Source organism: Caulobacter sp. FWC26 (assembly GCF_002742645.2).
Lineage (GTDB): Bacteria > Pseudomonadota > Alphaproteobacteria > Caulobacterales > Caulobacteraceae > Caulobacter.
This window is the reverse complement of sequence record NZ_CP033875.1, coordinates 2,379,031-2,398,568: the sequence shown is the minus strand read 5'-3', so window position 1 is coordinate 2,398,568 and position 19,538 is coordinate 2,379,031. Positions and strand designations below refer to the sequence as shown.

Below are 19,538 nucleotides of genomic sequence, written 5' to 3'. Positions count from 1 at the left end.
TCACTTGCCCCCTCCGCGCTTCGCGCTCCTCCCCCGGAGGGGGAAGAAGGACCGCGCAAACCTTCCGCCCCCTTTCGGGGGCGGACGACCTGCGAAGCAGGTCAGGTGGGGGCAAGTGACCGCTTAGGCTACTTCTTCTTGAACGGCTTACCGGCCGGCTTGCCGCCAGGTTTGGCGTCGAAGCTCTTGGCCTTGAAGGGCTTGGGGCCCTTGAACGGCTTGGGGGGGGCGTCGCTGTCGCGCTTGCCAGCGTAGGGCTTGGCATAGGGCTTCGGACCGGCGGCGTTGTCGCTGAAGGCCTTCTTGAACGGCTTCTTGGGCGCGTCACCGTCCGCGCGCGGGGCGCGGGGCTTGTACTCGCGCGGCGCGTCGGCGCCAGCCTCGTGGCGCGGCTTGAAGGCGCGCTTGGGTGCGCCTTCGGAGTCCTGCGGCGAGTACGGACGCGGCGCGTCGTTGTCGCGCGGCGCGCGGCGCGGCTTGTAGTCGCCCTTGGGCTCTTCGCCACGGCCATAGGGCTTGGCGTTGCTGAAGCCATCTTCGCCGAAGCTGGACGGGCGCGGGGTGTGATCGCGCGAACCAGGGGCGTTGGCGCGCGGCGGACGAGGGCCGTCCTCACGCGGGGCGCGGGGCTTGAACTCACGGCGCGGCGCGTCGTGGTCGCGCGGTTCGCGGGGCGGGCGCTCGCCGCGCGGGGCCGGCGCAGTCGTCGGGGTGATCGAGACGTCCTCGCGGACGGTCGCCTGCACTGCGGCGCCGAACTTGGTCGCCGCCTCGGCCGAGATCTCGAACTTGGTGTCGTAGTCGAAGATCCGGATCGCGCCGATATCCTTCTTGGTGATGTGGCCCAGGCGGCAGATCATCGGGATCAGCCACTTCGGGTCGGCGTTGCCGCGACGGCCCACGCTGATCCGGAACCACTCCGAGCCTTCCATGCTGACGCGCGGCTCGCGCTCGGGACGCTCGCCCGGTTCGCCGGTGCGCAGGCGCGGGCCGGGATCGGCGCCGTGACGCGGATCGTCGTAGATGTCTTCCGGCGACGGCAGCTTGGCGCGACGGGTGCGGATCAGCGCGGCGGCGATCTCGACCGGCGTGCGCTTGGCCAGCATGGCTTCGGCCAAGGCGATGTCTTCCTCGGTCGAGGTCTCGCTGAAGATCGGGTCCTCGAGCAGGCGCTCCTGGTCCTTCTCGCGGATCGAGTCGGCGCTGGGGGCGCCGCCCCAGTCGGCCTCGACGCCGGCGGCGTACAAGAGTTGCTCGGCCTTGCGGCGACGGGTGTAGGGCACGACGAGGGCGCTGACGCCCTTCTTGCCGGCGCGGCCGGTGCGGCCCGACCGGTGCAGGAGGGTCGCCTTGTTGATCGGCAGCTCGGCGTGGATCACTAGGCCCAGATCCGGCAGGTCGAGGCCGCGCGCGGCGACGTCGGTGGCGACGCAGACGCGGGCGTGGCCATCCCGAAGAGCTTGCAGGGCGTCGGCCCGTTCGCGCTGGCTGAGCTCGCCCGACAGGCCGACCACGGCGAAGCCGCGCTCGCGCAGCTTGGCGTGCAGGCTGCGGACGCTCTCGCGGGTGTTGGCGAACACCAGGGCGCCGGGGGCTTCGAAGAAGCGCAGTAGGTTGACGACGGCGTGCTCGACCTCGTTGGGGGCCACGCGCACGGCGCGGTACTCGATGTCGCGGTGCGGCTCGTTGCGGCCAATGGTGTCGATGCGGACGGCGTCGTTCTGGTAGCGCTTGGCCAGCTCGACGATGTCGCGGGCCAGGGTGGCCGAGAACAGCAGGGTGCGGCGCTCGGGCGGGGCGGCGTCGAGGATGAACTCCAGGTCCTCGCGGAAGCCCATGTCCAGCATCTCGTCGGCCTCGTCGAGGACGGCGACCTTCAGCTTGGAAAGATCCAGGTGACCGCGTTCGATGTGGTCGCGCAGACGGCCGGGCGTGCCCACGACGATATGGGCGCCGTAGTTCAGGGCGCGCTGCTCGCGACGGGCGTCCATGCCGCCAACGCAGTTGATCACCGCGGCCTTGGCTTCGGCGTAGAGCCAGCCCAGTTCGCGATTGACCTGCATGGCCAGTTCGCGGGTCGGAGCGATGACCAGGGCCAGCGGCTCGGCGGCTTGGCCAAAGGTTTCGGCGTCGCCCAGCAGGGTGGGGGCGGCCGCGAGGCCGAAGGCGACGGTCTTGCCCGAGCCCGTCTGGGCGCTGACCAGCAGGTCGCGGTCTGCGGCGTCGGCGGCCAGAACGGCGGCTTGGACGGGGGTGGGCTCGGCGTAACCTTGAGCGGCGAGCGCCCGCTCAAGAGCGGGGTGGGAGGCAGGGAAGGGCATAAGGGTCCAGTTCACGTCTGCGGCCGCACACAAACACGCGCGGCTCGCGCCATGACCAAATCGGGCCCCTTTGAAGCCTTGAACGCTTCCCTCGGACCGCTTCTTGGTCGAATTCCAACAAAAATAGCCCCCTTCCGCCGCCGAAGCGACACGAAGGGGGCCCGATGAGTGGCCTTATGCGCTTGCTGCGGTGCAAAAAGCAAGCGCGGTTGTGTGAACGGCGGTTTTGTCGCGGGTCAGGCGACGCCGGGATCGTCCGACCGACGCGCTGAGAGCTCAGCGGCCAGGCGGGCGACGCCCGCCGTCAGCAGGCCCAGCATCGCCATCATCAGGGCTTCGGCCAGGCCCGGCGCCAGAACCGCAAGGCTCGGTGTGGCGCCCAGATTGGCGATCCCCACCGCGCCGGCCAGAAGCGTGTAGGCGGCCGCAGCAAAGCCCAGGGGCAGGGCGCTCTTGTTGATCGCTGTCAGCCAACGGGCGCCGGGTCGTATGGCGGCCATGACGGGAGCGGCGATCAGCCCGGCGACCAGCAGGAAAGCGACCAACTGCACGGGGATGGCGGCGTTCGCGAAGATCGCCAAAAGCGTCAACGGCTTGTGGTCCGAGGACGCCACGGCGGTCGAGGCCAAGGCGGGGGTGGCGAGGATGGCGGCTGCGGCGGCGATGAGGGAAAGGTGGCGTATGCGCATGGTAGGCTCCCGTTGATTACGCATGTAAAATCGACGTTGAGATTACGTGTGTAATGCGATTGGTCAAGCCGACTCCTCGAGCCTTGTCCTTTTGGAACCCTCCCCCTCCGGGGGGGGGGAGCGCCCCCGGGGCGCGCTTGGCGCGCCCCGGGGACAGGCTTCGCGCGGAGGGGGCAAAAGGCGGCTTTCGCTCAGTAGTCACCCCATCCCGGCCCATCTGCATCACGAGGACGGGAGCTTCCCTGACCTACAGATCCAGATCCGCCGCCGCGAACTCGGCGTTTTCCTGGATGAAGCGGAAGCGCAGTTCGGGTTTGCGGCCCATCAGGGTCTCGACCAGGTCTTCGACGCTTTCCTCGTGGCGGGGCAGGGTGACGCGGGCCAGGGTGCGCTTCTTGGGGTCCATGGTGGTCTCCTTCAGCTGGGCGGCCATCATCTCGCCCAGGCCCTTGAAGCGGCCGATCTCGGGCTTCTTGCCCTTGAACACCGTGGCCAGGAGCTCGTCCTTGTGGGCGTCGTCGCGGGCGTATTCCGACTTGCCGCCGTGGCTGAGGCGGTACAGCGGCGGCAGGGCCAGGAACAGGTGCCCCTGGCGGATCACGTCCGGCATGGTGCGGTAGAAGAAGGTGATCAGCAGGGAGGCGATGTGGGCGCCGTCGACGTCGGCGTCGGTCATGATGATGATCCGCTCGTAGCGCAGATCTTCCTCGCGGTACTTGGAGCCGGCCTGGGCGCCCAGGGCCAGCATCAGGTCCGACAGCTCCTTGTTGGCGGTGAACTTCTCGCCGCTGGCCGAGGCCACGTTCAGGATCTTGCCGCGCAGCGGCAGGATCGCCTGGAATTTGCGGTCGCGGGCCTGCTTGGCCGAGCCGCCGGCCGAGTCGCCTTCGACGATGAAGAGCTCGGCCCCGTCGACCGCGCTCCCGGCGCAGTCGGCCAGCTTGCCCGGCAGGCGCAGCTTGCGGGTCGCGCTGGCGCGGGAGACTTCCTTGTCTTTGCGGCGCTTTAGGCGCTCCTCGGCCCGCTCGATGACGAATTCCAGGAGGGCCTGGGCGTTCTTCGGGCTGGACGACAGCCACAGGTCGAACGGGTCGCGCAGCGCCGCTTCCACGAAGCGCTGGGCTTCGCTGGTGGAGAGCTTTTCCTTGGTCTGGCCCTGGAACTCGGGGTTCTTGATGAACACCGAGATCAGCGCGCCGGCCTGGGCGACGACGTCGTCGGCGGTGATGATCGTGCCGCGCTTCTCGCCCTTGAGCTCGGCGTAGGCCTTGAGACCGCGGGTCAGGGCGGCGCGGAAACCGCTCTCGTGGGTGCCGCCTTCGGGCGTGGGCACGGTGTTGCAGTACGACTGCATGAAGCCGTCGTGCTCGCCGAAGCCCTGGGGCGTCCAGGTGACGGCCCACTCGACGGCGCCGGCCTCGCCCTGGCGCTCGATGCGGCCCGAGAAGCTCTCGGGCGTGATAGTGGTGAGGCCTTTGGTCCGCTCAGCCAGGAAGTCGGCCAGGCCGTTGGGGAAGTGGAACGTGGCCTCGGGCGGGGTCTGGTCATGGATCCGCGAGGGATCGCAGGACCATTTGATCTGCACGCCGCGGAACAGATAGGCCTTGGACCGGGCCATGCGGTAGAGGCGCGCGGGCTTGAAATTGGTCCCCTCGCCGAAGATCTCGTCGTCGGGCTTGAAGCGCACCATGGTGCCCTTCTTGCGCGACGGCGCGACCTGCTGGATGGGCCCCAGCGGCTTGCCGCGGGCGAAGACCTGCAGGTGCTCGAAGCCGTCGCGCCAGACGGTGACCTCGACGCGCTCGGACAGGGCGTTGACGACGCTGGCGCCGACGCCGTGCAGGCCGCCGGAGGTCTCGTAGGCCTTGCCCGTGAACTTACCGCCGGCGTGCAGGACGGTCATGATGACCTCCAGCGCCGACTTGCCGGGGTACTTGGGGTGCGGGTCGACGGGCATGCCGCGACCGTCGTCCTTGACCGACAGGAAGCCGTCGGCGTCGAGCTTGACCTCGATGGTCTTGGCGAAGCCGGCCACGGCCTCGTCCATCGAGTTGTCCAGCACTTCGGCGAACAGGTGGTGCAGGGCCCGCTCATCGGTGCCGCCGATGTACATGCCCGGCCGCTTGCGAACCGGCTCCAGGCCTTCCAGCACCTCGATGTCGGCGGCCGAGTATTCGCCGGGCTTCCCGGCGGGCGCGGCCGGGGGCGCGGACTTTGACGGCGGGGGCGGGGGCATCGGACGCGGCGTCGCCTCGACGTGCGGCTCCACGCTGGCCTTGAACGGCGCGGCGGGGACCGGCGCCAGGGCGTCGTCGTCACCAAACAGGGATGGGGTCTTATCGGAGGAGGACATCAAGGGAAGTCTAGGCGATTCGAACGCGGGGGCCTCGTATGGCCGTCGCGGCTTCCCCTGAAAAGAGAAATCCGCCCCCAGCGGACTGGGGGCGGATTGGAGCGCCTAGCGATAGGCCGGCGGGTAGCCGCTCTCGTCGCTGGCCGCGTAGCGGGCCTTCAGTTGCTGGTGGCGACCGTCCTTGGGCTGCTCGACGCCGCCGACCAGCACGGCCGTCGGCCAGCTGGTGGTCTCCAGCGGGTCGCCGTTCCAGACAACCACGTCGGCGATCTTGCCGACCTCAAGCGATCCGACCTTGTCGCCCTGGCCCCAGATTTTGGCGGGGACCAGGGTGACGGCGGCCAGGGCGGCCGGGTAGGGCAGGCCGTTGGCGACCGCCAGGCCGGCGTTCAGGCGCTCCTGACGCAGGTTGTTGAAGTCCCGCGAGCCGTTGACCGCCACCGGAACACCGGCGGCGTGCAGCCGAGCGGCGTTGTCGAGGCGCGAGCCCAGGGTCTCGAAGCTGTCGGGCAGGTCGGCCTGCGGATCCAGGATGACCGGCACGCCCGCCTTGGCGATCTCGGCTGCGACCATCCAGCCCTCCTCGACCCCTTCGAGGACGATCTTGATCTTTTCATCGGCCGCCAGCTTCAGCGCCTGCCGGATGTCGGCGGCGCGGGAGACGCGGATCAGCAGCGGGGTCTTGCCCTGGACAACTGGGATCAACGCCTGCAGGTCCAGACGCGAGAGCCCGAAGTCGCGCGTGGCGCCCTGCTCGAACGCGGCGCGGCGGTTGGCGAACGCGCGGGCGTCCTCCAGAGCCGAGCGGATCAGGATCAGGTTGGCGCCCCGCGAGCCGCCGGCCGACCGCGCGCCGCTTTCGCCGAGCGAAACGGTGACAGCCAGCTTGGAGGCCTCGACGATGTCTGGGCTGCCGGCCTTCAGGCGGATGAAGGCCGCCTGGCCGCCGAACAGCGGCGGATCGCCGTCGCCCTGGGCGCCGGCGGTCATCTCCTCGACCACGCCGTCATCGGCGTGCTCGTGAGCGCCGCCGCCGGAGCCGGACAGCACAGGCGTGACGGCCGAACTGGTGATCCCGCCATCCCGCGCCAGGCCCAGGAAGGTCGAGGCCGGATTGATCGCGTAGCTGATGTCGAAGGCCGCGCTGAGCGCATTGCCGGTGCCGTCATCGCGGGTCTCGCGTACGCCGCTGATCTCGGACGCGCCGAGGTTCGACGAGGGCGCGATTAGGCCCGGGGTCACCACCCCGCCCTTGGCGTCGATGACGCGGGCTCCGGCCGGAACCTGGACGCTGGCGCCCAAGGCGGCGATCTTGCCGTCCTTGATCACCAGGGTCCCGCTCGGGATGGCGGCGCTGGACACCGGCTCGATGCGGGCGTTGACGATGGCGACCGTTTCGGCCGCCGCGGGGAAGGCCAGTACGCAGGCGGCGCTGGCGAGAAGCAGGGACCGGATCATCAGTTGAACGCTCCTTGGCCGGGCTGGCCGAGCTCGAAATCGGACTTGGGCTGGAAGCGCGGATCCTTGCGATCGTAGGTCAGCGCGCCGTCGACATAGACCTGCTCGGCCTGGGCGTAGACGCTGAACGGGTCGCGGCTCCAGACCACGAGATCGGCGGCCTTGCCGGGCTCGATCGAACCCGTCTTGTCGCCGATGCCCATGGCCTTGGCCGGGTTGGCCGTGATCCACTTGATGGCCTCGGCGCGCGGGATGTTGATCCCGAGCTTGGCGCCGGCCGCCATGGCGATCGCGGCCTCCTGGTTCAGGCGCTGGGTCATGATCGCGTCGTCGGAGTGGATCACGACACAGGCGCCGTTCTTGGCCAGGATCGCCGCGTTGGCGTCGATGCCGTCCAGGCTTTCCATCTTGAAGCCGGTCCACGAGGCCCAGGTGGCCGAGCAGATCTCTTCCTTGGCCAGCACGGGCGCGATCTTGTAGCTCTCGATCGCGTGGTGGAACATCGTGATCTTGTAGCCAAACTCCTTGGCGATATCGATCATCACGGCCATTTCGTCGGCGCGATAGCAGTGGTTCTGCACCAGGATCTCGCCCTTCAGAACGCCGGCCAAGGTCTCAAGCTGCAAGTCGCGCTTGGGCGCATCGGCCTTCTCGCCCTTCTGCTGCTTGGTGCGGAAATCGTCCCACTTACGGGCGTAGTCGGCCGCGTCGATCCAGGCCCGACGGAAGCCGAAAGCGTTGCCCATCGCCGTCGACGGGTTGCGACCCTTGCCGCCGTAGACTCGCTTGGGGTTCTCGCCGCAGGCCATCTTCAGACCGTAGGGCGCACCGGGGAACTTCATGCCCTGCATGGTCAGCGAGGGGACGTTCTTCAGGGTCACCGAGCGGCCGCCGAACAGGTTGGCCGAGCCCGGTAGAATTTGAAGCGTGGTCACGCCGCCTGCCCGGGCCCGGTTGAAACCCGGGTCCTGCGGCCAGACCGAATGCTCCGCCCAGACTTGAGCGGTGTTCGGGTCGGTGGCCTCGTTGCCATCGGAACGGGCCGAGACGCCGGGCGAGGGATAGACGCCAAGGTGGCTGTGCGCGTCGATGATGCCGGGCGTGATCCACTTGCCCTTGGCGTCGACCACGACGACGTCCGCCGGGACTGGCGTCTCCGGGCCGCCGACCGACGTGATCTTGCCCTCGGAGACGAACACCACCCCGTTCTCGATCTGCTGGCCTGTCGCCGTCAGCACGGTGGCCCCGACAAACGCGGTCGCGCGGGAGGGGAGTGGCTTATAGGTCGACGGGAAGCCCGTGGAGGCCCGACCATCCAGACCCTTGGGCAGCGGCTTGACCTCGGCCTTCTCCGCCGGCTTGGCGGGCGCGGACGATTTGGAGGGACCGCCGGTCCCGGTCGTCGCGCAGGCCGTAAGACCAAGCGCGAGCAGGCTGGTGGCCATCGCCACGGAACGCCATCTCATCATGAAAAACCCCGACTCTCGAAGAGGGCGGAAGGACAGACGAAAAGAACCGCGTTATCAAGTTAAACGGCGCGGAAGAGTTCGCTCGTCAGCAAAAACCTTGCGCGGCGCCTCAAGCGCCGGTTTGCGCGTCAATGCCGATATGGCCGAAGCGTCAAAAGGGGGCCTGGATGAGCAAAACTGAGTTTGGCCGGCGGGATGTGCTGGCCGGCGGTGCGGCCGCCATCGCGTGTCCTACTGTTTCCAAGGCCGCTGAGGGAAAAGCGCCCATGTATGGACTGATTGGTCAGATGCTCGCCGTACCCGGCAAGCGTGATGACCTACTCGCGATTCTTCGCGACGGGACGGCTGAGATGCCTGGTTGCTTGAGCTACGTGCTCGCCACCGACCCGACCAATCCCGACGCGATCTGGATTACGGAGGTCTGGACCGACATGCAGGCGCATTCAGCCTCGTTGAAGCTACCGGCGGTTCAGGCCGCGATCGCTAAGGCCAGGCCGATCATCGCAGGCTTCCCGCAACGTTTCGAAACGACGCCCGTCGGGGGGCACGGTCTGCAGGCCTAACCGAAAGAAAGGCCGTGGACTGCTCCACGGCCTTTCCCCGTCCAGCAAAATCGCTCGACTTAGAAACGAGCGTCGATCGAAACGCCGACCACCCGCGGTTCGTTGACGAACGCGGTCAGGTTGTTGAAGTCGATGGCGCCCTTGATGTTGCTCTCGTTGGTGATGTTGCGAGCAAAGGCTGCAACCTCCCAGCCGCCTTCCTTGTTGGCGTAGCCCAGCTTCAGGCCGCCTTCGAAGTCACCCTTGGAGTAGAACTCCTTCGACTCGTAGAGGAACAGGTTCGTGTAACCCTGCACCTTCCAATCGGTGTAGGCGAACAGCTCGCCGCTGGCGACCGGATAGGCGTAACGCGCGGTGAAGTCGAAGGTGTACTTCGGCGCGTTCGGGAACGGGTTGCCGTTGACCAGCGCGGCGCCGGCGGCGGTCTTGGGATCGGTGACCGTGCAAGCCGCGCAGACGGCCACGGCCAGGCTGCTGTCCTTGATCTCGGTGTGCGCGTAGCTGTAGCCGGCGGTGATCACGAAGTTCGGGGTGACCACGAATTCGCTGTCCAGTTCCAGGCCGTAGGCTTCGCCCTTCTTGGCGTTGATCAGGCGGTTGGAGTTGCTGCCGCCGCCGACCGCGCTGAACTGCGGATCGTCGATCGTGTAGGCGAACACCGCGCCATTCAGGCGAACGCGACGGTCGAAGAGCTCGCTCTTCAGGCCCAGTTCGTAGGACATGATCGTTTCAGACTTCGCCGCCGAGGCCGGCGAAAAGAAGGCGATGTCACGGCCTTGGATCGACGGACCGCGGAAGCCCGAGGCCACCTTGGCGTAGACGCTGACGTCCTCGCTGACGTTATAGAACGCCGAGAGATCCCAGCTGACCTGCGAGTCCGACACCGAAACCGGCGCGGCCATGTTCGGGCCGGAGAGCACCTTCATGTCCTTGTCGTCGTCAGTGTAGCGCAGGCCGCCGGTGACGGAGAGCTGGTCGCTGACCTTGTACGACGCCTGACCGAAGATGGCCCAGGCGGTGTTCTTCTGCTGGAGAGTCGTGGCGGGCGCGAAGAAGGGGTTGGTCTGGATCGCGTACTTCGTGTCGAAGTAGAAGCCGCCCACCTGCCAGCTCAGCGCGCCGTCGGTGTTGCTGGCCAGACGGATTTCCTGGGTCCACTGATCCAGGTCCTTGATGCCGTCCTGCGTGTCCGACTGGAACGGGATGAAGCCTGGGCCCGTGGGGTTGCCGCCGTCGATGTCGCCGCGGCTGAAACCGTGGGTGTTCTCATAGGCGGTGATCGAGGTCAGCTTGGCGGAGCCGAAGTCGTAGCCGATGTTGGCCGACGCGCCGTAGCCCTTGTAGCTCTGCGGGTTGTTGGCGCCCGCGTCGAAGTAGACGGTGTCGCGCTTGTAGTTCGCGTTGAGCTTGTTCGAGCCCTTGGTCAGCACGTTGGCGCGGAACACGGCGGCGGTGCCGTCCAGGTCGCGGCCGTGGACGTTGAACAGCGCGTCCAGCTTTTCGTTCGGGGTGAACAGCAGTTGCAGGCGGGCGGCGCGCTCGTTGAAGCCGCCCATCACGTTTTTCTTCTTGGTGAAGCCGTTGTCGATCCAGTCGTCGCGATGCTGGAACAGCACCGAGGCGCGCGCCGCGACCTTGCCTTCGACCAGGGCGCCGCCGATGCCGCCGTCGAAGGTGAAGGTGTTGAAGCTACCGTAGGTCGCCGAAGCGCGGCCCTTCATTTCTTCCGACGGCTTGATGGTGTCGAACTTGACAATGCCTGCCGTGGTGTTGCGGCCGAACAGGGTGCCTTGCGGGCCGCGCAGCACTTCGACGCGGTCCAGATCGTAGAGCGGCGAGCTCTTCAGGACGACATTTTCCAGAACGACTTCGTCCTGAATGATCGACACCGGCTGCGAGGCGGCCAGATCGAAGTCGGCGTTGCCCAGGCCGCGGATGTAGAAGCGCGGCGCCACGCGGCCGTTCGAGGACTCGGCGTAGAGACCCGGGGCCTTGGCCGAAAGCGCCAGGATGTCGTCGCCGGCCGCGAAGGTCGATTGCAGACGCTCGCCGCTGATGGCGGCCACCGAGACCGGAACGTCCTGCAGGTTTTCGCTGCGCTTTTGGGCGGTGATGATGACTTCGCCCACCTTGGTGTCCTGGGCGAAAGCCGCCGGTGCGGCGGCCATCGCCGTGACCAGCGCGGCGGCGCCGCAGGAGAGCGTCAGGGTGCGACGAAGGGAGCTATTGAGGCTGTGCATGAGATGTCCTGTCGAGACGCCGCGTCGCTGAGTTGTAATCCAGGCGTTGGCGGCGATTCCGTTTGCGCTGCGATAGGCCAAGTTTCCGCCCGAGAGATATCGCGCATCACGTCTTTTCAGGACCTTGCGGGCGATTGCGTCGGCAATGTTGCGAACTTGCGACAATTTTGTTCAGCGGGCGCCCATTAAGTAATAAGTTATTCTACTTTTGAAGCGGGCTCGCTGAGCGCGAAACGAAAAAGGGGCCGGAGATCACTCTCCGGCCCCTTAGCTTTTGTCCTAAGCCCTAGGCGCTTAGCACTTGTAGTACATGTCGAACTCGACCGGGTGCGGGTGCAGTTGCAGGCGCATCACCTCTTCCATCTTCAGCTCGATGTAGCTGTCGATGAAGTCGTCGTCCATGACGCCGCCGGCCTTCAGGAAGGCGCGGTCCTTGTCCAGGTTTTCCAGGGCTTCGCGCAGCGAGCCGCAGACTTCCGGGATCTTCTTCTGCTCGCGGGGCGGCAGGTCGTAGAGGTTCTTGTCGGCCGGAGCGCCCGGATCGATCTTGTTGATGATGCCGTCCAGGCCGGCCATCAGCAGGGCGACGAAGGTCAGATAGGGGTTGCCCATCGGATCGGGGAAGCGGGCTTCCAGGCGCTTGGCCTTCGGGCTGTCGACGTGCGGGATGCGGATCGAGGCCGAGCGGTTGCGCGAGCTGTAGGCCAGCTTCACCGGGGCTTCGTAGCCGGGCACCAGGCGCTTGTACGAGTTCGTCGTCGAGTTCGAGAACGCGTTGATCGCCTTGGCGTGCTTGATGATGCCGCCGATGTACCACAGGCATTCTTGCGAAAGGCCAGCGTACTTGTCGCCGGCGAACAGCGGCTTGCCGTCCTGCCAGATCGATTGGTGCACGTGCATGCCCGAACCGTTGTCGGCGAACATCGGCTTGGCCATGAAGGTGGCCGTCTTGCCGTAAGCCGCAGCGACGTTGTGGATGACGTACTTATAGAGCTGCATCCGGTCGGCCATGGTGACCATGGTGTCGAATTTCAGGCCGAGTTCGTGCTGGGCCGGGGCCACTTCGTGGTGGTGCTTTTCCGGCTTCATGCCCAGCTCGCCCATGACGGCCAGCATTTCGCCACGCAGATCCTGGCAGCTGTCGACCGGGTTCACCGGGAAGTAGCCGCCCTTCGGGCCCGGGCGGTGACCCATGTTGCCTTCGGCGTATTGCTTGTTCGAGTTGACCGGCAGTTCGGTCGAGTCGAACGAGTAGCTGGTGTCGTGCGGAGCGGTCGACCAACGCACGTCGTCGAAGATGAAGAACTCGGCTTCCGGGCCGAAGTAGACCGTGTCGCCCACGCCGGCCGACTTCAGGTAGTTCAGAGCGGCCTTGGCGATCGAGCGCGGGTCGCGGTTGTACGGGGTGCCGGTGTCAGGGTTCACGACGTCGCAGAACAGCGCCAGCGTGGTCTGTTGGTAGAACGGGTCGATGATTGCGCTCGACAGGTCGGGGCGCAGCTTCATGTCCGACTCGTTGATGGCCTTCCAGCCGGCGATCGACGAGCCGTCGAACATCGTGCCGTCGTTGAGGAAGTCGTCGTCAACCAGATCGATGTCGAAGGTGACGTGCTGCATCTTGCCGCGCACGTCCGTGAAGCGGACGTCGACGTACTTCACGTCCTTTTCCTTGATCAGGTTCAGGATGTCCTTGGCGGTGCTCATTCCGTATCCCCTTGTAGAACTCTTTAGCTGCTGACGATCCCGGCCTAGACGGCGGCCGGGCCGCTTTCTCCGGTTCGGATGCGGATCACTTCCGCAATGTCCGAGACGAAAATCTTGCCATCGCCGATACGGCCCGTCCGGGCGGCGCGGGTGATGGCCTCCAACGCGGGCTCCAACTGGCTGTCCTCGACAACGACTTCCACCTTGATCTTGGGGAGGAAGTCCACGACGTACTCAGCGCCGCGATAGAGCTCCGTGTGGCCTTTCTGACGGCCATAGCCCTTGGCTTCGAGCACAGTCATGCCCTGGACGCCCATCTCCTGCAGGGCCTCTTTCACCTCATCCAGCTTGAACGGCTTGATGATGGCTTCGATCTTCTTCATCGGTTCCACTTTCGGGCCCGTCGGCGGCGAACCGCCTTCACTGAGGCGCACCCATCACGCCGCCCGAACCCTCGCAAGCGACCGCTCGCGACAAATATGACCGAACGGTTGAGTTATGGGCATGTGATTAAATGGCAGGCGTCGAATGCCCATTGTTCAAGCAAATCGGAAACCGCCGTCAATTGCCCTTGCCGGGCTCCATTTGACGCCTACGATCGCGCCCAACGAACGTTTGAATGGGGGCGGATATGCGCGACGACACGCCGGTTTTGATCGGTGCGGGACAATTCACCTATCGAGGGGAAGCCGCGAGTTCGCCGTCGCCGCTCGAACTGCTGAAAGTTGCGGCGGAACAGGCTGTTCGCGACGCGGGGCTTCCGGAGACGGTTTTTGCTTCGCTCGACGCTTTGGCGGTCGTGGCTTTCAGCATTGACGCGCCGGGCGGACTTTCGAAGCTTCCCCTGCCGCGATTGAAAAACCCGCCCGCCTCGCTCGCGCGCGCGCTGTCGGCCGCGCCGCGCTGGAGCGTCTACACCGAGACAGGCGGCAATAGCCCGCAACAGGCCGTGAACATCGCCTGCGAGCGCATCGCCAACGGCGAGTCGGACCTCACGCTTGTGGCGGGCGCCGAATTCCTGGGATCGCTGATGAAGCGCATGAAAGGAAACCTCGGCTTTGACGGGTGGGGTGACGATATCGAAACGGCTCCGGCGCGGATCGGTGATCCACGACCAGGCGTCACGCCCCAGGAGGCCGCGCATGGCCTCGGTTATCCCGTCAATACCTATCCCCTGTTCGAGAACGCGCTGCGCGCCCGCGACGGAGTTTCGCTGGAGGCGCACCAACAACGCCTGGGGGCGTTTTTCGCGCCGTTCACCAAGGTCGCAGCCGCGAACCCCTATGCTTGGTTCCCCATCGAACGGACGGCCGAGGAACTGGTGACGGTCACCGACCGCAACCGCATGGTCGGCTATCCCTATCCCAAGTATCTCAATGCGATCATGGAGGTCGATCAGTCGGCTGCGGTGCTGATCGCCAGCGCGCGCAAGGCGCGGGAGTTGGGCGTGCCGGAGGACAGGTGGGTCCATCTGCACGGCTGCGCGGACGCCTCGGATCTTTGGTACCCGCTGGAGCGCCAAGACTATTACTCCAGCCCCGCTATGCGTCTGACCGGCGAACGCGCGCTGCAGATGGCGGGGATTGCGCTGGGCGACCTCGACATCATCGATCTCTATTCCTGCTTCCCTTCGGCGGTGCGCATTGGGGCGGAAGAAATCGGCCTGCCGCTCGACGACCCGCGTGGGCTCACCATCACCGGCGGCCTTCCTTACTTCGGCGGACCGGGCAACAACTACGCGCTGCACGCGATCGCCGAGATGGTGACGCGATTACGAGAGCGGCCAGGCGCCTACGGCCTGTCCACCGCCAACGGCTGGTTCCTGACCAAGCAGTCGGTCGGAATTTATTCCACGAGGCCAATAACCGGGAAATGGGAGCGTGAGCCGCCCTCGGTTATCCAGGCCAAGATCGACGCGCTGCCGCATCCGGAGATCATCGACAAGCCCGAAGGCAGGGCGGTGATCGAGACGTACACCGTAGTCCATGGGCGCGAGGGGGTGCGCATGGGCATTGTCATCGGACGCGACGCCCAAGGCCGCCGGTTCGTGGCGCAGACTCCGGATGACCCTTCGGTGCTGCGCGACCTTGAGGCGCGCGAGGGTGTCGGACGCACGGGGACCGTCGGGCCTCACCCCGATGGGGTTCGCAATCTGTTTGTTCCGGATTGATCCTGATGAAGATTGTGCATGTGATCCGCCATGGTCGGCCGGCCTCCACCTGGGGCGGCGCCGACGATGATCCAGGGTTGGACGAGGTCGGCGCCGCGCAGGCCAGGAGCGTCGCCGACTCTATCTTGGCGCTGCCGGTCGATCAGCGTCCGACACGCGTCGTCTCGTCGCCGCTTAGACGATGCCGCGAGACCGCCGAGCCCCTGGCCCGAGCGCTCGGCGTCGAAGTTGAGATTGACCCTCGCGTCGGCGAGATCCCGACCCCTGCGGCGTTGTCGCCCGAGGAGAGACCCGGCTGGCTGCGCGCGGCTTTTGCCGGGCGGTGGGACGAGATCGTCGGCGACCTCGACTACACCGCTTGGATCCAGAGCGTCGCCGCAGTGCTCCGGGAGTACGGGGGCGCGGCGGTGTTCAGCCATTTCGTCGCGCTCAACGGCGCTGTGTCGGTGGCGGCCGGCCGTCCCGAAGTGATGGCCTTTCGGCCGGACCACTGTTCCCGGACGGTGTTTGAGATTGAAGGCGAGCGCTTGATCCTGGTCGAGAAAGGGCGAGAAGCTCAGAGCCAAGTGCTTTGAGAGAAAACCCGTGGCCCGAGAAATCCTGACCGTCGCCGAGATGACCGCGTGCGACCGCGCTGCGGTGCTGGCGGGAACGCCGACGCCGGTTCTGATGGAGCGCGCAGGCGCGGCGGTCGCGCAGGCGGTTCGGGCGCGGTATCACCGGCGCCCCGTCGTCGTGTGGTGCGGGCCTGGCGACAATGGGGGCGACGGCTATGTCGCGGCGCGCCATCTGCGCAAGCATGGCTGGCCGGTCGTTGTTCAAGCGGCCTATGCGCCAGCCACGGACGCCTGCCGTTGGGCGGCGTCACGATGGCGGGGTGAGGTCCAGCCGTTGTCCTGCGAAGGCTCGGGGGAGACGCTCTATATTGATGCGATCTTTGGCGCTGGCCTGTCTCGCCCGCTCGAAGGCGGGGTGGCGGAACTCGCGCGGATAGCCTCGGCGCGGGCTTTTTCGATCGTGGCCGTGGATACGCCCTCCGGCATAGCAGGCGACACGGGCACACCGTTGGATAACACGGCCTTTCCGGCGCAGGTCACGGTCACTTTCCATCGCCGGAAGCCGGCTCACGTTCTGGTCGAGGGAAGAAAAGCGTGTGGCGAGGTCTTGGTCGCGGACATCGGCCTTTCCACGGTTGGCGACATCGCGCTTTTCGAGAACGATCCTAGCCTTTGGGCGCAGCGATATCCCTGGCCCGCTATCGACGCTCACAAGCATAGTCGAGGCCGGCTTAAGGTGGTGAGCGGGGAGGCTTGGAACACGGGCGCCGCCCGGCTCGCCGCCCGAGCGGGACTGAGGATTGGGGCAGGGGCGGTGACCCTGCTGTCGCCGCATTCCGCGCTGCCGGTAAACGCCGCCCACCTCGAAGCCGTGATGCTGGCGCCGTTCGAGTCGGACGCGGATCTCGCCCTTCGGGCCGAGAGGGCCGACGCAGTCATTATTGGTCCCGCCGCCGGCGTTGGCGAGGCTACGGCGCGAAATCTCCGCGCCCTGGCCAGGACGGGCGCAGCCCTCGTCGCGGACGCCGACGCGCTGACGAGTTTTCGAGACGATCCCGGCGAGTTGTTCGCCTGTCTCGATCGGGACGATGTCCTCACCCCTCATCCGGGCGAATTCGAACGGATATTTCCGAGTCTGCTTGCTCGGTCCTCGGATCGGATCCTGGCGGCCCGCGAGGCCGCGAGAACGGCAGGTGCGGTCGTCTTGCTCAAGGGCGCTGACACGGTGGTCGCGGCGCCGGATGGTCGCGCGGCGGTATCGCTCAACGGATCGCCTTGGCTGGCGACGGCGGGCTCGGGCGATGTGTTGGCCGGGTTTATCGGCGGGTTGCTCGCGCAGGGGATGGGAAGCTTTGAGGCCGCGTGCGCCGGCGCTTGGATTCACGCCGAATGCGGCGCTCTGCATGGCCCCGGTCTCATCGCTGAGGATCTGCCGGGCCTGGCGCCTGCGATCCTGGCCCGTCTGTACCAAGAGCGCTGAGCGGACTTGCGCGTCCGACGCGTAACCCGTAATGCCGGACCCACGCGGATGTGGCGAAACTGGTAGACGCACTGGATTTAGGTTCCAGCGCCGCGAGGCGTGGAGGTTCGAGTCCTCTCATCCGCACCATACCCCTCGCACCGCCCTTCGGGCGGGCGTGAGTTTTATCGCCGCTGCTCTTGGATGCTCGCGCACGTCGTGACATAAGGGCGCTCTTTCGCCGCCCCGGCTCGTCGCGGGCGGCGTCGATCTTTTGGACCCCAGGGCGGAGCTCGGGCGCCCGGCGCCCCGACCCGAGAATTAAGAATGTCGATGCAGATCGTTGAAAAGTCGGGCGAAGGCCTCAGCCGCGTTTTTGGCGTCACGGTGCCCGCGAGTGAACTGGCCACGCGTCTTGAAGCGCGGATCGCCGAAGTCGCCCCGCAGATGAACGTCAAGGGCTTCCGTCCGGGCAAGGTGCCGACGGCCCACGTTCGTCGCCTGTACGGCAAGGCCCTGATGGGCGAAGTCATCGAGCAGGCCCTGAACGAGACCACCACCAAGGTCCTCGAAGAGAACAAGCTGCGCCCGGCTGGCCAGCCCGAACTGAACCCCTCGTCGGACATGGAAAAGGTCATCGCTGGCGGTGAAGATCTGTCGTTCGACCTGGCCGTCGAAGTCATGCCGGAATTCGAGCCGATCGACCCGGCGTCGATCGAGCTGGTGAAGCCGGTCTACAAGGTCTCGGACGAGGAAGTCCAAGAAGCCCTCGAAGAGCTGGCCAAGCAGGCCCGCACCTATGAGCCGCGCACCGGCAAGAGCCAGAAGGCCAAGGACGGCGACCAACTTCTGATCGACTTCGTCGGCACGATCGACGGTGTCGAATTCGCCGGCGGCAAGGCCGAGGGCGCTGAACTGGTCCTCGGTTCGGGTCAGTTCATCCCCGGCTTCGAAGACCAGCTGCTCGGCGCCAAGCCGGGTGACGACGTGGTCGTGAAGGTGAAGTTCCCGGAAGACTACCAAGCCAAGGATCTGGCCGGTAAGGACGCCGAGTTCGCCACCAAGGTTCATGAAGTGCGCGCGCCGGTCGACGGCAAGGCCGATGACGAACTGGCAAAGCGCCTGGGCCTGTCGGACCTGGCCGCTCTGACCGAGCTGCTGAAGTCGAACCTGTCGAGCCGCTACGACAACTCCTCGCGCTTCAAGCTGAAGCGTGCGCTGCTGGACGTGCTCGACACCAAGCACGACTTCCCGCTGCCGCCGCGCATGGTCGACGCCGAGTTCGCCGGCATCTGGCAACAGGTCGAGGCCGACAAGGCTCGCGGCGGCCTGCCGCCGGAAGACGCCGAGAAGTCGGAAGACCAGCTGAAGGATGAGTACAAGAAGATCGCCGAGCGTCGCGTGCGCCTGGGTCTGGTCCTCGCGGAGATCGGCCGCAAGAACGACGTGGTCGTCACCGACCAGGAACTGACCGACGCGATCATGCGCGAAGCCCGCCAGTACGGCGCTCAGGCCCAGCAGGTGTTCGACATGTACCGCCAGCGCGCCGACCTTCAGGCCGCGCTGCGCGCCCCGATCTATGAAGACAAGGTCGTCGACCTGATCTTCGGCAAGGCCAAGATTGAGGAAAAGGAAGTCTCCAAGGACGAACTCCTGGAAGAAGACGACCTGCCGGAAGGCTACGGCGGCTAAGGCTCGCTGAAACTGAAATTGTGAGAGGCGCGGCTCGCGAGGGCCGCGCCTTTTTCATTTCGGTCCGCGCCGCCCGCTCCTTGCAACCTGTTAAGGGGAACGCGATATGCGTGAGCGACGCCGCGCGGGGGCTGATTCGTTTTCGCGCCGCCAGCACACACGAAAAGGGTGAACCCCAATGATGTACGATCCGGTTTCGACGGCGATGAATCTGGTGCCGATGGTGGTCGAGCAGACCAGCCGGGGCGAGCGCGCGTTCGACATCTTCTCTCGCCTGCTGAAGGAACGGATCATCTTCCTGACCGGTCCGGTCGAGGACGGCATGGCCAGCCTCATCTGCGCCCAACTGCTCTTCCTCGAGTCCGAGAACCCGAAGAAGGAAATCGCCATGTACATCAACTCGCCGGGTGGCGTGGTGACGGCGGGTCTCGCGATCTACGACACCATGCAGTACATCAAGAGCCCGGTCTCGACCGTGTGCATGGGCATGGCCGCCTCGATGGGCTCGCTGCTGCTGGCGGCTGGCGCCGCCGGTCAGCGCATCTCGCTGCCGAACGCCCGGATCATGGTGCACCAGCCGTCGGGCGGCTTCCGCGGCCAGGCCTCGGACATCGAGCGCCACGCCGAAGACATCATCAAGACCAAGCGCCGCCTGAACGAGATCTACGTCAAGCACTGCGGCCGCACTTATGAAGAGGTTGAGCGTACGCTGGACCGCGACCACTTCATGAGCGCTGACGAAGCCAAGGCCTGGGGTCTGGTCGACCACGTCTATGACACGCGCGACGCCGCCGAAGCCGGCGCCGAGTAAGCGACGGCATCGAACGACGAAGCCGCCGACCTCAGGTCGGCGGCTTTTTTGT

General features: G+C 66.2%; 15 protein-coding genes, 1 tRNA gene and 1 pseudogene. 8 read left to right on the top strand and 9 right to left on the bottom strand.

The features are described from left to right. Window positions 1-7: 7 nt before the first annotated feature. The 6 genes and pseudogenes from CSW63_RS12955 to CSW63_RS12930 form a co-directional block, all read right to left on the bottom strand. Window positions 8-119 (bottom strand): annotated as a pseudogene (locus tag CSW63_RS12955) (hypothetical protein); the annotation flags it as partial. 9 nt (window positions 120-128) lie between these two features. After that, complete coding sequence (locus tag CSW63_RS12950) at window positions 129-2,321, bottom strand: DEAD/DEAH box helicase (protein ID WP_099503510.1); 2,193 nt, start codon at window positions 2,319-2,321, stop codon at window positions 129-131. 236 nt (window positions 2,322-2,557) lie between these two features. Then, window positions 2,558-3,010, bottom strand: coding sequence for a hypothetical protein (locus CSW63_RS12945; RefSeq protein WP_062098510.1), 453 nt, complete (start codon window positions 3,008-3,010; stop codon window positions 2,558-2,560). Between the two features lie 247 nt (window positions 3,011-3,257). Continuing rightward, window positions 3,258-5,363, bottom strand: coding sequence for a DNA topoisomerase IV subunit B (gene parE, locus CSW63_RS12940; RefSeq protein ID WP_099503512.1), 2,106 nt, complete (start codon window positions 5,361-5,363; stop codon window positions 3,258-3,260). A gap of 105 nt (window positions 5,364-5,468) precedes the next feature. Continuing rightward, window positions 5,469-6,821: an amidohydrolase family protein gene (locus CSW63_RS12935; protein WP_062099903.1), complete on the bottom strand. Its 1,353-nt coding sequence runs from the start codon at window positions 6,819-6,821 to the stop codon at window positions 5,469-5,471. After that, on the bottom strand, window positions 6,821-8,290 hold the full coding sequence (locus tag CSW63_RS12930) for an amidohydrolase (RefSeq protein ID WP_062099904.1): 1,470 nt from the start codon (window positions 8,288-8,290) through the stop codon (window positions 6,821-6,823). Before CSW63_RS12930 ends, CSW63_RS12935 begins: the two co-directional genes overlap by 1 nt. Between CSW63_RS12930 and CSW63_RS23395 the strand changes: the two genes are divergently transcribed. Both CSW63_RS23395 and CSW63_RS12925 read left to right on the top strand, forming a co-directional pair. After that, complete coding sequence (locus CSW63_RS23395; protein WP_168193581.1) at window positions 8,259-8,471, top strand: hypothetical protein; 213 nt, start codon at window positions 8,259-8,261, stop codon at window positions 8,469-8,471. The two genes, CSW63_RS12930 and CSW63_RS23395, sit on opposite strands and share 32 nt — an antisense overlap. Next, window positions 8,458-8,853 (top strand): putative quinol monooxygenase, encoded by a 396-nt coding sequence (locus CSW63_RS12925; protein WP_062099905.1) that lies wholly within the window; start codon window positions 8,458-8,460, stop codon window positions 8,851-8,853. Before CSW63_RS23395 ends, CSW63_RS12925 begins: the two co-directional genes overlap by 14 nt. A 59-nt stretch (window positions 8,854-8,912) precedes the next feature. Here the strand turns inward: CSW63_RS12925 and CSW63_RS12920 are convergent, their stop codons facing one another. The 3 genes from CSW63_RS12920 to CSW63_RS12910 form a co-directional block, all read right to left on the bottom strand. Continuing rightward, window positions 8,913-11,093, bottom strand: coding sequence for a TonB-dependent receptor (locus tag CSW63_RS12920; RefSeq protein WP_168193651.1), 2,181 nt, complete (start codon window positions 11,091-11,093; stop codon window positions 8,913-8,915). A gap of 294 nt (window positions 11,094-11,387) precedes the next feature. Beyond that, window positions 11,388-12,797, bottom strand: coding sequence for a type I glutamate--ammonia ligase (glnA, locus tag CSW63_RS12915; RefSeq protein WP_062099907.1), 1,410 nt, complete (start codon window positions 12,795-12,797; stop codon window positions 11,388-11,390). A 44-nt stretch (window positions 12,798-12,841) separates the two neighbouring features. After that, window positions 12,842-13,180, bottom strand: coding sequence for a P-II family nitrogen regulator (locus CSW63_RS12910; RefSeq protein ID WP_062099908.1), 339 nt, complete (start codon window positions 13,178-13,180; stop codon window positions 12,842-12,844). A gap of 236 nt (window positions 13,181-13,416) precedes the next feature. Between CSW63_RS12910 and CSW63_RS12905 the strand changes: the two genes are divergently transcribed. From CSW63_RS12905 to CSW63_RS12880, 6 genes are all read left to right on the top strand, one after another. Continuing rightward, complete coding sequence (locus CSW63_RS12905; protein WP_082749829.1) at window positions 13,417-14,967, top strand: acetyl-CoA acetyltransferase; 1,551 nt, start codon at window positions 13,417-13,419, stop codon at window positions 14,965-14,967. A gap of 5 nt (window positions 14,968-14,972) precedes the next feature. Next, entirely contained in the window at window positions 14,973-15,542 is a 570-nt protein-coding gene (locus tag CSW63_RS12900) for a histidine phosphatase family protein (protein WP_062099920.1), read from the top strand. A 10-nt stretch (window positions 15,543-15,552) separates the two neighbouring features. Continuing rightward, window positions 15,553-17,004, top strand: a complete 1,452-nt coding sequence (locus tag CSW63_RS12895) for a bifunctional ADP-dependent NAD(P)H-hydrate dehydratase/NAD(P)H-hydrate epimerase (RefSeq protein ID WP_062099910.1) — start codon at window positions 15,553-15,555, stop codon at window positions 17,002-17,004. Window positions 17,005-17,048: 44 nt separating this feature from the next. After that, window positions 17,049-17,133: transfer RNA gene (locus CSW63_RS12890), tRNA-Leu, on the top strand. 183 nt (window positions 17,134-17,316) lie between these two features. Further along, window positions 17,317-18,675 carry a trigger factor gene (gene tig, locus CSW63_RS12885; protein WP_283204743.1) on the top strand — a complete coding sequence of 453 codons (1,359 nt, stop codon included), beginning with the start codon at window positions 17,317-17,319 and terminating at the stop codon, window positions 18,673-18,675. 178 nt (window positions 18,676-18,853) lie between these two features. After that, a complete protein-coding gene (locus tag CSW63_RS12880; protein ID WP_062099912.1) occupies window positions 18,854-19,486 on the top strand; it encodes an ATP-dependent Clp protease proteolytic subunit in 633 nt (210 codons plus the stop codon). The last annotated feature ends 52 nt before the right edge of the window (window positions 19,487-19,538 follow it).